Source organism: Litoribacillus peritrichatus, from assembly GCF_039537985.1.
Taxonomy (GTDB): domain Bacteria; phylum Pseudomonadota; class Gammaproteobacteria; order Pseudomonadales; family Litoribrevibacteraceae; genus Litoribacillus; species Litoribacillus peritrichatus.
Genome location: NZ_BAABBN010000004.1, coordinates 1,075,999 through 1,090,659, shown reverse-complemented (window position 1 = coordinate 1,090,659; position 14,661 = coordinate 1,075,999). Strand labels below are relative to the sequence as shown.

The window sequence follows — 14,661 nt, the reverse complement described above, 5'->3', positions numbered from 1 at the left end:
AATCAAATTAGAGATATATGGCAACAGACTGGAAAGATTATCAAGAAGAAGCAGCTTCCTTTTTTAGGTCGCTAGGCTTAGAGGCTACAACAGATAAAACGATTAAAGGTGTTAGAACTGAACACGATATTGATGTATTGGTTACTTCTCATCATGCCGGTTTTGATGTTACTTGGATTGTTGAATGTAAGTATTGGAAAAAACCGGTTTCTAAACTTCATGTCTTAGCTCTACGCGAAATTGTAGCGGACTCAGGTGTTGATAGAGGTATTTTGCTTTCAGAGTCGGGTTTTCAAAGCGGTGCTATCGAAGCTGCAAACCTTACAAATGTTCAAGTTACATCTCTTGCTGAACTTAGCTTGTCGGCAAGCAATGACATCATTTCCATGCGTTTAAGAGAGATTTATGACAGGGTTGGCATTTGTAAAGACCGTTATTGGGATATATCAAAAGCAGATAGAAAAGCACATGGCCTTAGACCTGAATTAGGCGAATCAGGTTATTCTGGAGCTACAACTATAGAGTTATGTAATGAAATACTCACTAGAGCTTTCAGAGGAATATTTCCTTTTACAATTGATAACCTAACTAATAGTTTTCCAAGTGAATTTGATTCCCTAAAGTTAGTATTGAATACATTAGAGCCAATGATCTCTGAACTTGAAGATAAGCTAGAGGTTTGTGAACAAAGTATAAAAGATACTTAAGTTGGTTAAATGTGCTCGGAAAATGACTTCCAAGTAGAACTCGCTTAAGTTCGCCAATTACCAAGGCATGCTATATGTCTGCTTTGACAGCCAAAGCGGAAGTAATCTTCAACTAATCACAACGTCAGCTATGGCGTATTACTTACACATAGCACTAACGAACTCATTATCATTGCCCTGAATTTCGGCAATGCGTTTGGTTTTCTCACACTCCCAAGCACCAGGCGGATTTTGTCTGTTCCAAACATCAAATAATCGCTTATCCTGCTTGGAAAGCTTTAAATTATATTGGTCAGCCATATAGAAATACGTTCTTGCAATGGCACCTTTAGAGGCGCTCGGAGGCTGAACTTTTCGTCCTTTAAAGTCGACGTAAACTTTGCAAGCGCCATATTGGTAAGGTTTGGCATTCCACTCACTAAACCGATAATTAGAGCGATCTCCGTTCACCTCCCCTACAGCCGGCACCAAATTATGCATATCAGCTTCCATTGCCCGAAACGCATCATCTTTCTTGCAAGCTTTTCTGCCTCCATTTTGCCAACACTGCATTTGGTGTCCAAAATACCACGCCGGGACAACATGCTCCCATTCAATGCGTTGAGCACGCTTTTGCTGTTTACGAACTTTATAACCACAACTATCAAGTTCAGGTACTAATTTTTTACCTTGCCGAGAATAGTCGCATTCACAATAAAACGTTTTTTGGTAATCGGCATACACATCCGCCAGAATTCTTTTCGATTTACCAAACGAGACCGAAGATACTGAGTAGGCATCCAAGGTAAACAACATCAACAATACTAAACTGAATTTCCTCACTGTTTCGCTCCAAGAAAACTTGAGTCAAACCGACGGTTCGATCAACAGTGAGGAATTGTAAGGTAAATCCAATACTTTTGAATTAACTAATTTACTACTTTAAGCGTAAAATCTCTGGGCAAGATGTTCTATATACAAAGCTACTCCAGTGCTTCTGAGCAACAACAATATCTCTGAACAAAAGCAACGTTTATTTCGCTTTGGGCCGAAACGGTTTTATTACCGCCTCATCACACTCCATGAAGGGGCCTTCCATCAAATCAATGCAGTACGGTATCGCCGGAAAAACAGCATCCAGACACTCTCGAATGGATTTTGGCTTACCTGGTAAATTCACAATCAGGCTATCGCCTCTTAACCCAGCCGTCTGGCGAGATAGAATCGCCGTGGGTACAAACTTCAAAGATTCAGCCCGCATTAGCTCACCAAAGCCTGGCATCATACGGTCACACACAGCTTCTGTTGCTTCTGGTGTCACATCCCTTTTTGCCGGCCCTGTACCACCTGTTGTGACGACCAAACAACAACCTTGAATGTCCGTCATGTCCTTTAAGGTTTCTTCTATCACTTCCTGCTCATCCGGAATCACCACATAAACAGGCTCCCAGGCAGATGTCAGGTAATCATTTAATGTCGCAATGATCGCTTTGCCTGAAACATCTTCATAAATACCCGCACTGGCTCGATCACTGACGGTCACAATGCCTATCCTTAGTTCTTTCATTCTTATAACCCTAACGCTTGATAATGCCCGCAACTTTACCAGCAGCCCATGAATCCATACCCACACAGCTCAAAGCACCATTAAAAAATTCAAAAATCACCGGTTTTATTGATATACGTCGATGCCCCTTCAAAATACGGCCCACCAACAATCCGAGTAAATGCTCATAAGAATTGTAACCCTCGTCTTTAGTGATCCTTTTTAGGTGTTTGTGAACCTTTCATATGACTGTCACGCCGAATTAACATTACTAAACGATCATTCAAATAAAAATAATAACGGAAGAAACTACTATGAAACTCTCGAAATCCATCCTTGCATTAGTCCCCGCTGTGGCATTATTGGCTCCGCTTACTGCAGAGGCATACACCAAAGCAACCCACAAACAAATTGCGATTGACGCAGTTAAATACATGCAACAACACCCCGAAACCACTGAATTTAATCGCCTGAATGAAGCACTGTTAGCCGCAGGCTACACTGTGGATTCGTTTGCTGAAATCATTGGCCAGGGCGCATTCGATGTAGACGACTTTGAAGACACCTTCATCTGTGGTGCAGTCACTGGCGACTGTGTTGAAGCGCCGGTTTGGGGGCTTGGCTCATCCATCGTGAAGTACACCTCGTATTGGCATTTCCAGAATCACACACAAGGTTCGGACGTTCACGGCAACGACTTAGGTGGCTACAACTACGACAAGCTGACCGTATGGGGCACTGTAGACAACCTTGCTGCAAGCTGGCTTTACGGTGACCATCTGGACGATGGCCGAGGCGGTATGCGCGGTTGGTTTGGCCGAGAAGATTCGGAGTACAATTCCTACGGAATCACAGAAGCAAACTACCGTCACGATGGATATTCCAGTAAATCCATGTACGAAGACTTTGAAAAAGCAGCCTTCCAGCCGATCGATAACTTAGGCCAATACTGGTATGAACAATTCCAAAACCAACCGACAGCACAAACGCTTGGTTTTGTCATGCACACAACTGACTTACTTCAACCACACCACACCTGGACAACGTCAGACTTAAACCACTCAGGCTGGGAGTCATGGGTGGCAGACTACTATGACTCCGAAGATCTGAACAACTTCAATGATGTCACTGCAGCGCTTGAATCCTTCACACCGCTTGCACCTAATGCGACAGACATTCGCCCACTTCTGACGGAAGGCGGTGCAATTTCCTATGCTCACGGTGGCTTGGTATTGAACAGCACCGAGCACTCAGATCGACTTCAAGTAGCGAAAGTTACTATTCCTCATGCCATTGCTATGGTTGTGCATATTTTGAATAACGCAGCGTATAAGCTAAACCCGTAGTAGGCTTATTCCTGAAATAGCATTGTGCAGTTAAAAACAAATGGTGAAGTAAAAGCTTCACCATTTGCTTCTGTAGTATCTGCAATGAGGTATCAAGAAATGAACGTTTTGAAATGTCTGATGCTCGTCGTGTTTATACCCGCACTCGCGCATTCGAAAACCATCATAGACGACAGTCTGTCTACGGCTACCGCATTTGTAATTAACGGTACACATTACTCAGACCGGCTGGTCGAGGGCTTGTACCAATCTCAAAAAGCGGCCAACAACTCTTTATCGAAAGAAGCCATTGCTATCAAACTCATTCAAAATCAGCTGATAACAGAAGACGCCATCGCCCGATTTACCGAACAACAACTTTGGAATACAAATGTCGGTTTCTCTAAAACAAGTCGCCTGGCGATTCACACCACCAGCTTACTGAACAGACTGGTCGGAAATGATTACCGAGCCAACGCGCCGACAGCAGAGTCAGTGATTGCATCACACCTTAATGAGCAATGGTCCGCCATTGAAACCCTTTTCAAACCAGCCAGAGGCTTAGCCGAAATTACGCTCAGTCCAGAGAAAACTGAAAAGCTTTCTCAAATAAAATTAGCCACTTACCATTACCCCAAAGCCAATAGCGCCACACTTGACCTCAAAACCTTGTACACCAGTCAAAATCTGCAAGGAAAAATGGCCTTCCATCAAAGAAACATCAAACACGTAGCCACACTGATTAACCGCCATGCGCACCAATATATGATCCAGGCTTGGGTAAAGCACACTCAAAAACTGACCCAACAAGAATTATCCACCATTCAATCCGTTGCCAAAAATCAGCTCGTCAGCGACAAAAGCATGACCCTGCAAGGTTTGACAGAGCACATGCACGATGACAATACGGCCCTGAAAGAAGCCGCTAAATCAATTTCCCAACAAGCCATTCTGAGTTATTACTTCAACAATAAAGATCAATTCAAGATTACCGAAAGCGCTTCAGGCTGGGCCATTCAATGCGAGAACCAGGCCCTATGTGAACAAGCCAGAGAATCCAGAGCAAATGGCAACAGCTACCAAAGCATTCTCAACGACATAACCGGAGTAAAACCCGCAAAAGCCTCTGCTTCATCGCCAAACAATGCTCAAATAACCAAGCTAACCCGGTCGGAAGCAAAAAATATGTGGCTGGCAAACGTAATGCTGGTTTCTAAAGAAAATACTCTGGGCAAACCCATACGGGCGCCACAACTTAAAAACACCGAGCCCGGCTGGTATTTAGTCGAGGTAACGTCCAAGGAAACAGGGTTTATCCCGGCCAACAATGAAGCCGTACGTTATCAAGCCAGCAGAAATATCGCGAAACAACAGCTTATCCAACAATGGCAACACACCAGCAAACTGCTGCATGAGCAAGCGGTCATTTTGCTTTCAAAGCCCTATTCAGCACTCAGGTCAGCATTGATTCGAGCTATTGAACAACCTCATAACCATCAACTCTGTCAATCGTTTAACAGCTGGACAGGCAACTCGGCTCAGAACCGTTTATGAAAAAAATCACATTCACCCAAATCTCTGTGGCTGGCGGGTTATTCGCGTTAGCTTCGCTTGTCTTGGTTTTCCAATGGGTAAGCTCAAACAGCAACATCCTAGTGAAGCAAACAACAGACGGGCCTTCTAACATAGCCGAAACATCCGTAGCTTTCCCCAACACAGTTGTTGATTCTCGCCAAGAATCCAAGACACCAGTTCAAGACACACAAACTCAAATCAACGAAAAACCGCTAGAAGTCATGTCATCGCCCTCCTTAGCAGAAACAGAGGCTATCAAGTCATTTGCTGATTCCAGACTGAATGGTGACGACCGGACACCAAACATCACGCCGGTTGATGATCGACTCGATTTACCCAACGAGGAACAATTAACTCAACCGGAACAATATCTGAGTTACGAAACCGACCAAACCAAGAAGGTATATCAAGCATTTCTGGCGGCGGCACCAGAAAAAATTAATCGGCTTCAGGAAAGCATTCAGGAAGCAGAAGCGGCCGGCATGCCCGACCATGAAATTGAAGTCGCCAGAGAAAAAGTGAGACGTATTCAGGCCATGTCTCAGGAGCTGCAACAGAAAATAAACCAATAAACAGAACACCAATCAAGGCCATCCTGTAGCGTCCAATAGTTTTGAGGTCGTATTACCAGGATTTAACAATGATGATTTCTGAGGCGACTTCGCTATAATGCGCCCATGAAAAAATTACTCGTGATTGGCTATGTCTGGCCAGAACCCAACTCTTCTGCCGCAGGCAGCCGCATGATGCAGCTTCTTGAGTCATTCCAGGCAGCAAACTACACAATCACCTATGCCTCTCCTGCCGAGCTGAGCCCACATGCAGAAGACTTAGCTTCTTACGGCATAGCAAGCAATGCCATAGAGTTAAACTCTGAGTCATTTGACCATTATCTGGCCGAACTGACACCGGATGCCGTCTTGTTTGACCGTTTCATGATGGAAGAACAATTCGGTTGGCGTGTTGAAAAAGTCTGCCCGGACGCCTTAAGAATTCTGGATACCGAAGACCTTCACTGTTTACGACACGCACGCCACCAAGCGTTTAAGAACAAAGCCAGTCTGAAAGATACATTAAACGTAAGCCAACGGCTGCTTTTTAATGACCTTGCCAAACGGGAAATCGCTTCTATTCTGCGCTGCGATTTAAGCCTGATGATATCCCAGGCAGAAATGACCCTCCTGACTCAAACATTCAATGTGCCAGAACAAATCATTCATTACGTGCCTTTTATGAGAACGTCCGTTAAGGGAGCGCAAGATTCATCCCCGTTGGCTTTAACGCCCTTTGCGGAACGGAAGCACTTTATCTCCATCGGTAATTTCAGGCACGAGCCCAACTGGGATGCAGTGCGTTTCTTAAAAGAAGCCATTTGGCCTGCCATACGACAACAATTACCGGAAGCCGAGCTGCACATTTACGGCGCCTATCCGCCTAAAAAAGCCACTCAACTTCATAATGAAAAACAAAGGTTTCTTGTCAAAGGCTGGGCTGTAAACGCCTTCGAAGTTGTCAGCAAAGCTCGAGTTCTGCTTGCCCCGCTTCGTTTCGGCGCTGGTTTGAAAGGCAAGCTGATCGATGCCGCCGAGTGCGGAACACCTGCGGTAACCACGTCCATTGGTGCCGAAGGCATGTATGGCAACGCCCTACCAGCCAGAATCAGCGACGACAAAGATGAATTCGCCAAAGCGGCAATTGAACTCTATTCCAAGGAAGAAAGCTGGCAATCGCTTCACCAAGAGTGCAGCTTGTTAATTCCGGAACGTTTTGAACTGGATCTGCATCAGCAACGGTTGATTGATCGCATTACGTTATTAGAAAACGAGTTAGAACAAGAGCGCCAAAACAACTTTACCGGAAGTATGCTCAGACATCACTCCATGAAAAGCACTCAATACATGGCTCAATGGATTGAAGCTAAGAATAAACTTCTTCCTCAACCGCAAAAGTAGCACGAGAGGCTTTGCCTCTCTTTGCAACCAACCTTTTATTCTCTGAAAAATCACGCCAAAAAACTGTCAAAACTTCACATTCGATTAAAATAGTCACAATAAGTTATTGAAATTTAAGCCTATCCTTTGCAGAATTACACAACTTTACATCCTGTAACCTCTGTCAACATCGACTTCTGTAAAGATCACACATAGGTAATTGCAATAATGCAAAACGAACAAGAAAAACAAACGTTTGAAAAGAAAGTAATCGACTGCATAGCATCTGTGTGGAACCCCTACGCAAAAAACAGAAAACAATCTCTGGATCTGACCGTATCGGCCCTGGATGAATTACAGGCCGAATACAGCAGCGAAGATGTACTTCAGGTGCTTAAATCAGAATTGACCCGTCTGGAGTCTGTTTTGCTGATCAAGCCAGCAGAAAACCTTTCTACAGAGATGCAAATGCAAGATCGGGACGCGCACTGGGGGTGTAAGGTTTTGATTGAGCATATTGAGAATCAAGCTAGTGACTTATGCGTAGCGTCTTAAGACGCACTCTTTAAGGCTTCTCTAGATCCAATAATTATCTGGCACTTTTAACAAATTAAAAAAACTTAATCACACGAAGAAACACTGCCGTATTCGGACGAAAAGATCGCACAGTTTCCGTCACTCACATAAGAGGCTCCATCCGAATAATAAGAGCTGCCACCTCCGCTGCTTCCTGAACCAGAACCACTGTTATAGCCCAAGGCCTGCGCGGCAGCTTGCTCACCGTAGGCAATCGCCAAGACTTGGTAAGCAAATTCTTTTTGCTCCTCCACACCAATGTAGTTCCACGAATTTTGATATTCAAACAAGATAGATCGTGCGGCGGCCAAATCCTGCTGAGTTCCCACAGGGAATGAAGGATACGCTGAGGCTAAGTTACTCATGATTGTCTGGCGCTCCTGAGGCAAAAAAGATCTTGGCTCCCCCATCTGACCATGAATAAACTCCAATGCATCAATGTACGCGTTAGCAGCATCAGCGGTTAAGGAGCCGCCCGCGCCTTGCGCCAAAATACCGTTATTGTCTGAAACAAACAGGTTCTCTGGGTTACTCGGAGTGCTAGGCGTAATTGAATCGTGAGACGCAGCAGCACTGCCAGACTCAGGTATCACATTAAACATCACAGACTCGACGGTTCGCTCGTTATCTTTTACCACAATCTCGTAATACCCTTCCGGCCAACCGTTACTGGGTTTTGAAAAGGTAAATGTTGACGGTACATTCTCTTGAGATATGAGTTCTGCAGTGGCTACTTCATGCCCTGCTTGTGCAACGCCGCCTATATCCACCACAATCATAGTTGCGGATAAGATGGTTTTTTTATTTACCGTCACCTGATAATGAATTTCTGGAGTAGAAGTAATGTACGAAAACCCTGATTGAGTGATGGTTCCCGCAAACAACTGGGTGGAAGTGAAAAGCAGCACGAAAGAAAACACCACGTTGGTAAAACGGAGTACAAACACCTTTAGGAGATTCATATTAACCCCATCAAATCTAAGAGCGAATATCCATACTATAGTTGCTTTTATGTGCCCATTGGGCAGAACAAAGTAATCCATTAAATAAATGGATTAATGGCAAAAAAGCAGCTGAAAACAACCAAAATACACCTAAACTCATCAAACTAACGAGAACGCAAGCTACTGATATAACGGATTTATTTATCTTTAAAGGCTGGCTTTTTACCTTGAATTGGCTACGTTTAGAAAGATATTTCCGTTTTTAAGGTGAGTTCCGTGAAGTCCATCAAGTCGATATACACCCTGTATTTCATCAGTTTTATGCTTGTAGTCGCAATAATAACCTCGCTTGGCATTATGGTTTTCGTATCTCCAAAGCTGAAAGAAACGCAACAAAAAAGTGTATCGAGTAAGCTGGACTTACTGAGCGCAAAATTCATGGGTGAACTCAACAAAGTTCAAGCCCAACAAAGGGCCATAACCCAAACCGTTGCAGAATTGTCTAGCAATCAAATTGATCAGCTCCAGCCCTCTCTCGTAGACCAGTACGGCGACGTAAAAGTGTTCGGCGGCGGTATCTGGCCGCTTCCGTATAAACGGGATTCCAGCCGTGAAAAACACAGCACCTTTTTTCACAGAGACAGCAGCGGCAAGTTAATTGTCAATACACACTGGAACTCTGACGAGTCACTTAAATATTTCGAACAAGGCTGGCATAAAGCCGGGCAAAACGCACCCAAAGGTCAATGCGCGTGGGCTCCTGCCTATAAAGATTCTGCAAGCATTGAAGCAAGAACCAACTGCGCCATGGGCATCTATAAAAACGGGCAGCTTTGGGGGGTTTCTACCATTGATGTAACGTTAGGGTTTTTCAATGATCTCGCTCAGAAAATGGAAACCGAACTTCAGGGCCAGGTGTTGATCGTAGAGCCAGACGGAAAAATACTCAATAACTCGAAAACCATCGAGAAAGACTTAATCTTATCCAACCTCAGTAAAATTAAAAACTCTTCAGAGTTTGCCGCTCAAGTGGCAGATTACTTATCAAGCCAAAGTACCTCCAATGTATCTGACGCGCAATTCACAGATAAGCACGGCGTCGAACAAAGCCTGTTTATCACCAACCTGCCCGGCACGCCTTGGCGCTTAACCTTTGCGCTGCCATCGAGTCTGATTAACAAACAAACCAGCACTGTCATGAATGCGTTACTCTCCATTCAGTTGCCTTTGGGCGTTTTAATTGTGCTATTTGTGTTCTTCACATTTTCTAAACTTTCCAGCCGATTATCTTACTTACGAAAAATGATCGACAACCTATCCGAAGGCAATGCCGACCTCACCGCCCGCATTCGAATTAAAGCCAATGATGAAGTAGGAGAAATCGGAAATTCAGTCAATAAGTTCATCGAGTTCCTTCATAAGATCATGCTCTCCGTTTCAGACTCATCAACCGAGATTTCTAACTGCATTGCTAAAGTGGATGAGCACGTACAGAAGAACCGAACCATCATTTCACAACACAGTGAAGAGACATCACAGGCGGTTGTCGCAATCACAGAAATGAGCGCTACGGCCGAAGCTGTCGCAGACAACGCATCGGATTCAGCCAGTTTTACTCAAAAAGTTCAGGAAGAAGCCTCCGTCTCCAAACAAACGGTTTCGAAAGCATCGGAGGGTGTTCAGGGCTTATTGGTTGAAGTTGAAAGTGCTGTCCGCGATGTCGAAAACATGAATAAAAACACCAAGCAAATCGCGGAAGTGCTCAAAGTAATCGGTGATATAGCTGAACAAACCAACCTGCTTGCACTCAATGCCGCCATTGAAGCCGCTCGGGCAGGAGAACAAGGAAGAGGTTTTGCGGTGGTTGCAGATGAAGTCCGGGCCTTAGCCGCGCGTACCCAAAACAGCACATCTGAAATTAATGACATGATCGGCCAGCTGGAATCCGGCGTGAGTTCAGTCGTGACAGCAATGGAAAGAACCAAAAGCAGTTGCCAGCAGTCCGCAGATAACACCAATCTGGTCACTGGAAAAATCAATAATATGAATACTTCCATTATTGAAATCAGTGGTCTGAGCGCACAAATTGCAGAAGCAGCCCAAGAACAAAAAACAGTCAGCGAAGAAATCGACCGAATCATGAACCATATTCAGTCCATCGTCAGTGAAATTTCAGAAAGCGCAGAGTCAAATGCCGTCAATTCAGAAGACTTAACCACCGCGAATAATCAGCTGGTCGAGCTTGTAACCAAGTTCAGGTTATAGCATAACCGCTCAGCCATGAGGCTCTTATCAAAGAACAGCATGGCTTTGCATTGATGGTTGAAAACTCAGGTTGCCAACTTTGCGATGGCCAGCACACCCACGTAGCCTGCCGTATAAGCCAACAACAACCAGTGAAAGAAACGCAAGTAAGAGACAAAAGACAACTCCGATAACTTGCTCAAGGCAATCACCCCGGCTGCAGAACCAATAATCAACAACGAACCACCCACACCCACTGCGTAGGTAAAGCCCAACCAGTTAGCTGCGTCCATCTCAATACCGGATTTCAAAATAGCGGCCGTTAAAGGCACGTTATCCACCAATGCGGAAAGGATACCGACCACGTAATTAGCCACATACACAGGCATCACTTCATACAGCTGAGGCAGAAAATCCAATACAGATAACTCTTTCAACATACCTACCAACAGTAATACGCCGAGGAAAAACAGCAAAGTATCAAACTCAACTTCCCTTACGTAATCCAATACATTCGGTTTGGTTTCACTTCGGTACAGCACGCGATGCGTAAGAAACATGACCGACAAACCAAACAAGAACGTTAAAACCGGCGGTACAGAAAAAGCAACACTCATGAATAAAGTGCCCGTAATCGTCAGCAAAAACAGCAGCGCGATCAACTTATCTCCAAATGCAATCGGCCTATTGAACTTGGGTAATGTCACCTCTTCATTGATCCCACCCATAAGAAACACAGCCAATAGAAGAACACCAAATACCGCAGGCGCAATCAGTAAAAACAAGTTAGTGATCGTGACTTTATCCGCCAGGAAAATCATCAACGTGGTTACATCACCTGTAATAAGTGAAACACCGCCAGAGTTCACCGAAAATACGATTAATGCAGCGAACTTCAAGGTTTGTTTTGGTTCAAGTTTGAGGGTTGAAAGCAAAGACAACATAATCAACGAGGCCGTTATGTTGTCTGCCAGTGACGAAAACAACAGCCCCAGCATGGCAACCAGAATCATCAAGGTTCGTAATTTAATCTGGCTGGGTAATAACCGGTATACCAGCTGAGTAATCAACCCCTTCTCGTTTAAATATGCAACGAAGGTCATCGCGGCCATAAGAAACAACCACAAAGTAGCTATCTCAAGCAGGTTTTCATTCAACCCTTCTTTAATTTGCTCTACGTCATGCTCGGGAAAAACAAAGGCTAAAATCCAAACCAGCGTTCCCAAGAACAACGTAGATTTCGCTTTATTCAGATGAATCATGTCTTCTACGACAATCAATACAAAAGCCAAAGCGATCAATGCCAACAACAGCGTGTGCATCTTAAATTCCTGTCCAAGTAATCAGGCCCGAATTATCACCCTTTAAAAATCAAAAGAAAGGAAAAAAATGTAACAAAAAATACCATTTGATAGAGCTGAGAATTTAACGAATAACAACACAGAGGCAGCGTAGTGCTGCCTCTGTTCTTGAGTTGCCAATCAGGACGAAATGGTTATGCGCTTAACGTCTTTTTTGGGTAATTCCTTACGGGGAATTCGAATTTTAAGCACGCCGTCATTCATTGAAGCGGCTATATCATCTCTATTGGCATCTTCAGGGAGTGATAATGTTCGCTGAAACGAGCCCACACTTCTTTCAACACGATAATATTGCTTGTCTTTGTTTTCGCTGCTTTCCTCCTTTCTACCTTGAATCGTTAAAGTATTACCAACAACATCAATGTGCATGTCTGATTCGGAAAACCCCGGTAGGTCGATAGACACTTCGTACTCCTGATCATTGCCTGCAATGTCCAGATTTGCTCTGAAGTCACCAAAACCAGACCGACCTAGCAGACTTTGTCCCTGAGGCCAGGATCGGTTCATCAATCCAAATGGCGACGTCATCCCAAATGAACGCCAGACATCATCAAATAGTCGATCCATTTCCTGATGTAATTGCAGCAGAGATGACGGAGCCGAAGAAGCGGATGACAACGAAGTACCCGCCTCGGGTTTTGGCTCTTCCACCGCAGCTTGCTTGGCAACCGGAATTTGGTGGTCTGACTCATTTTCATGTTTAAACCAATTCCAGGGCTTTAATTTTTCCAGGTTCATCACGTTACCTCCCAACACACTTAATTCAGGTGGCTCGATAACCTCTACGAGTCGACAGGGGCACCGAGAAGTGCCCCCATCGGACGGTTACGCCGCCTTGTCGTCTTTAGAAAGTCGCTTGTTTTGTTTATGCTCCAAACTCGCATTTCCGTGATTGATGGAAATGGTCTTGGGCTTCATTGCTTCAGGGATTTCCTTCACCAAACTGATGGTCAAAAGACCGTTGGTTAAGTCTGCATCCGTCACTTCAACGTAATCAGCCAGGTTGAATTTACGTTCAAAGGTTCGGTTTGCAATGCCCTGATACAAATACTTCCGCTCATCTTTAGACGACTTGTTTCCGCGAACGGTCAGAACACCTTTTTCCACCTGAATATCAAGTTCTTCCTGACTGAATCCTGCGACGGCCAAAGCAATGACGTAACGATTCTCATCAAGAATTTCGATATTGTATGGAGGGTATCCAATAGTGTTGTTGTCAGTGGTTAGCGCATTGTCAATCAATGACGCCAAACGATCAAAACCAACACTACTGCGATAAAGTGGGGTTAAATCAATCGAGTTCATAATACATCCTCCGTCAGAAGCAATATAAAATTATTCAATCAATTTGAGAGAAACCTCCGCTTGGGACGACTCCCCTCAACCAATTAAATAAGGCTAAGAGATGCATTTTCAAGAGGGATATATTCGGAAAATTTAGAAAAATATATGCTTAGAATTTATCAGTTTTATAAACAGAAGTTATAAACAGAACACGGACTTAGCCATTACAAATACTGAAACAAGTAGACTTTCAACCCTTTGCCTTCATGCGCTTCAACATAGACATCCGGGTTATGAATTTTCTCAATCAACTTACAATCCGGACAATGTTCAGCCACTTGATTCAGTAAAAAGTCATCACTCAAGTCCGGAGAGTTCAGGCACAACATAGCAATGCCTCCGGGCTTTACCAGCTGAGGGATACGATTAATGATCTTATAATAATCGCGTTGAATATCGACACTGCCTTTCTGGAAGCTAGGAGGATCTGAAACAAGAATGTCATAAGGAGCTTGTTTTTTTATTCGCCCCCAGGACTTAAAAATATCAACCCCATGGAACACCACTTTATTCATGGGATGGTCATTCAATCGATGATTTTCACGGCCCGTCGTTAAAGCGGGCTTGGACATATCCACATTTACGACCTGGTCTGCCCCACCTTCGATCGCAGCAACCGAGAAACCACAAGTGTACGAAAACAAGTTTAAAACATTTTTGCCCTGGCTATGCTCTCTCAACCATTGCCGACCATTAATGATGTCCAGAAACAAACCGGTATTTTGAGCCTTACCTAACGAAATATGGTATTTAAGACCATTTTCAACAGCCACTAGTTTAGTTAGCGCTTCACCCTGTTTGATCTCAAAAGGCGCGCCCGACCGGCAACGATACTGAACCTGAAGCGATTCACACTCAGGAAATAACGCAACCAGCGCCTTAACCACGTCATCTAACCATTCCTGTTCTGGCTCAGCAAAAAGAGTGATCAGAATCGCCGGCGCAATCCAGTCAATTGTCACGTGTTCTAATCCAGGATAATAATGACCCCGGCCATGAAACAGCCGCTGGCTTTGTTCAAGATCTTGAGGTCGGGCAATGTACTGCAAAGGCGATGGGGTGGTCATAACGGATTTAAGTATTCAACTGATTGAGGAAGGCGTGAATTCTAATGCCACAACCTTCCGCT

Annotated in this window: 14 protein-coding genes; 7 read left to right on the top strand and 7 right to left on the bottom strand. The window is 44.3% G+C overall.

Features of this window, described 5'->3' with window-relative positions; all coding sequences use genetic code 11:
• The first annotated feature begins 17 nt into the window (after positions 1-17).
• Positions 18-707 (top strand): restriction endonuclease, encoded by a 690-nt coding sequence (locus ABD744_RS06155; protein ID WP_344796510.1) that lies wholly within the window; start codon positions 18-20, stop codon positions 705-707.
• Positions 708-845: 138 nt separating this feature from the next.
• On the opposite strand, the gene ABD744_RS06150 is transcribed toward ABD744_RS06155, so the two are convergent.
• Complete coding sequence (locus tag ABD744_RS06150; protein WP_344796508.1) at positions 846-1,529, bottom strand: endonuclease; 684 nt, start codon at positions 1,527-1,529, stop codon at positions 846-848.
• A 190-nt stretch (positions 1,530-1,719) separates the two neighbouring features.
• Entirely contained in the window at positions 1,720-2,253 is a 534-nt protein-coding gene (mog, locus tag ABD744_RS06145; RefSeq protein ID WP_344796506.1) for a molybdopterin adenylyltransferase, read from the bottom strand.
• Positions 2,254-2,546: 293 nt separating this feature from the next.
• On the opposite strand from mog, the gene ABD744_RS06140 reads away from it, so the two are divergent.
• The 5 genes from ABD744_RS06140 (at position 2,547) to ABD744_RS06120 (ending at position 7,618) form a co-directional block, all read left to right on the top strand.
• Complete coding sequence (locus tag ABD744_RS06140) at positions 2,547-3,578, top strand: phospholipase C/P1 nuclease family protein (protein ID WP_344796504.1); 1,032 nt, start codon at positions 2,547-2,549, stop codon at positions 3,576-3,578.
• Between the two features lie 99 nt (positions 3,579-3,677).
• Positions 3,678-5,111, top strand: coding sequence for a hypothetical protein (locus ABD744_RS06135; RefSeq protein WP_344796502.1), 1,434 nt, complete (start codon positions 3,678-3,680; stop codon positions 5,109-5,111).
• Positions 5,108-5,704: a hypothetical protein gene (locus ABD744_RS06130; RefSeq protein ID WP_344796500.1), complete on the top strand. Its 597-nt coding sequence runs from the start codon at positions 5,108-5,110 to the stop codon at positions 5,702-5,704. The genes ABD744_RS06135 and ABD744_RS06130 overlap by 4 nt, the downstream gene beginning before the upstream one ends.
• Before the next feature lie 105 nt (positions 5,705-5,809).
• Positions 5,810-7,084 (top strand): glycosyltransferase, encoded by a 1,275-nt coding sequence (locus ABD744_RS06125; RefSeq protein WP_344796498.1) that lies wholly within the window; start codon positions 5,810-5,812, stop codon positions 7,082-7,084.
• Positions 7,085-7,291: 207 nt separating this feature from the next.
• Positions 7,292-7,618, top strand: coding sequence for a hypothetical protein (locus ABD744_RS06120; protein ID WP_344796496.1), 327 nt, complete (start codon positions 7,292-7,294; stop codon positions 7,616-7,618).
• A 65-nt stretch (positions 7,619-7,683) separates the two neighbouring features.
• Here the strand turns inward: ABD744_RS06120 and ABD744_RS06115 are convergent, their stop codons facing one another.
• On the bottom strand, positions 7,684-8,601 hold the full coding sequence (locus tag ABD744_RS06115; RefSeq protein ID WP_344796494.1) for a hypothetical protein: 918 nt from the start codon (positions 8,599-8,601) through the stop codon (positions 7,684-7,686).
• Positions 8,602-8,859: 258 nt separating this feature from the next.
• Here ABD744_RS06115 and ABD744_RS06110 point away from each other — a divergent pair, with 258 nt between their 5' ends.
• The gene (locus tag ABD744_RS06110) at positions 8,860-10,848 is read left to right on the top strand and encodes a methyl-accepting chemotaxis protein (protein WP_344796492.1); all 1,989 of its coding nucleotides are present in this window, start codon (positions 8,860-8,862) and stop codon (positions 10,846-10,848) included.
• Positions 10,849-10,913: 65 nt separating this feature from the next.
• Here ABD744_RS06110 and nhaD read toward each other — a convergent pair whose 3' ends face one another.
• The 4 genes from nhaD to ABD744_RS06090 form a co-directional block, all read right to left on the bottom strand.
• Positions 10,914-12,149 (bottom strand): sodium:proton antiporter NhaD, encoded by a 1,236-nt coding sequence (nhaD, locus tag ABD744_RS06105; RefSeq protein ID WP_344796490.1) that lies wholly within the window; start codon positions 12,147-12,149, stop codon positions 10,914-10,916.
• A gap of 159 nt (positions 12,150-12,308) precedes the next feature.
• Positions 12,309-12,926, bottom strand: coding sequence for an Hsp20/alpha crystallin family protein (locus ABD744_RS06100; protein ID WP_344796488.1), 618 nt, complete (start codon positions 12,924-12,926; stop codon positions 12,309-12,311).
• Positions 12,927-13,013: 87 nt separating this feature from the next.
• The gene (locus tag ABD744_RS06095; protein ID WP_344796486.1) at positions 13,014-13,493 is read right to left on the bottom strand and encodes an Hsp20 family protein; all 480 of its coding nucleotides are present in this window, start codon (positions 13,491-13,493) and stop codon (positions 13,014-13,016) included.
• A 203-nt stretch (positions 13,494-13,696) separates the two neighbouring features.
• Complete coding sequence (locus ABD744_RS06090) at positions 13,697-14,599, bottom strand: class I SAM-dependent methyltransferase (RefSeq protein WP_344796484.1); 903 nt, start codon at positions 14,597-14,599, stop codon at positions 13,697-13,699.
• Positions 14,600-14,661: the final 62 nt, after the last annotated feature.

Excerpts from the sequence above, each read along its gene's own strand:
- ABD744_RS06120 (WP_344796496.1), top strand. The coding sequence starts at position 7,292 with ATGCAAAACGAACAAGAAAAACAAACGTTTGAAAAGAAAGTAATCGAC.
- ABD744_RS06125 (WP_344796498.1), top strand. The coding sequence starts at position 5,810 with ATGAAAAAATTACTCGTGATTGGCTATGTCTGGCCAGAACCCAACTCT.
- ABD744_RS06100 (WP_344796488.1), bottom strand. The coding sequence starts at position 12,926 with ATGAACCTGGAAAAATTAAAGCCCTGGAATTGGTTTAAACATGAAAAT.
- ABD744_RS06090 (WP_344796484.1), bottom strand. The coding sequence starts at position 14,599 with ATGACCACCCCATCGCCTTTGCAGTACATTGCCCGACCTCAAGATCTT.
- ABD744_RS06155 (WP_344796510.1), top strand. The coding sequence starts at position 18 with ATGGCAACAGACTGGAAAGATTATCAAGAAGAAGCAGCTTCCTTTTTT.
- ABD744_RS06115 (WP_344796494.1), bottom strand. The coding sequence starts at position 8,601 with ATGAATCTCCTAAAGGTGTTTGTACTCCGTTTTACCAACGTGGTGTTT.
- ABD744_RS06130 (WP_344796500.1), top strand. The coding sequence starts at position 5,108 with ATGAAAAAAATCACATTCACCCAAATCTCTGTGGCTGGCGGGTTATTC.
- ABD744_RS06135 (WP_344796502.1), top strand. The coding sequence starts at position 3,678 with ATGAACGTTTTGAAATGTCTGATGCTCGTCGTGTTTATACCCGCACTC.
- mog (WP_344796506.1), bottom strand. The coding sequence starts at position 2,253 with ATGAAAGAACTAAGGATAGGCATTGTGACCGTCAGTGATCGAGCCAGT.
- nhaD (WP_344796490.1), bottom strand. The coding sequence starts at position 12,149 with ATGCACACGCTGTTGTTGGCATTGATCGCTTTGGCTTTTGTATTGATT.
- ABD744_RS06140 (WP_344796504.1), top strand. The coding sequence starts at position 2,547 with ATGAAACTCTCGAAATCCATCCTTGCATTAGTCCCCGCTGTGGCATTA.
- ABD744_RS06095 (WP_344796486.1), bottom strand. The coding sequence starts at position 13,493 with ATGAACTCGATTGATTTAACCCCACTTTATCGCAGTAGTGTTGGTTTT.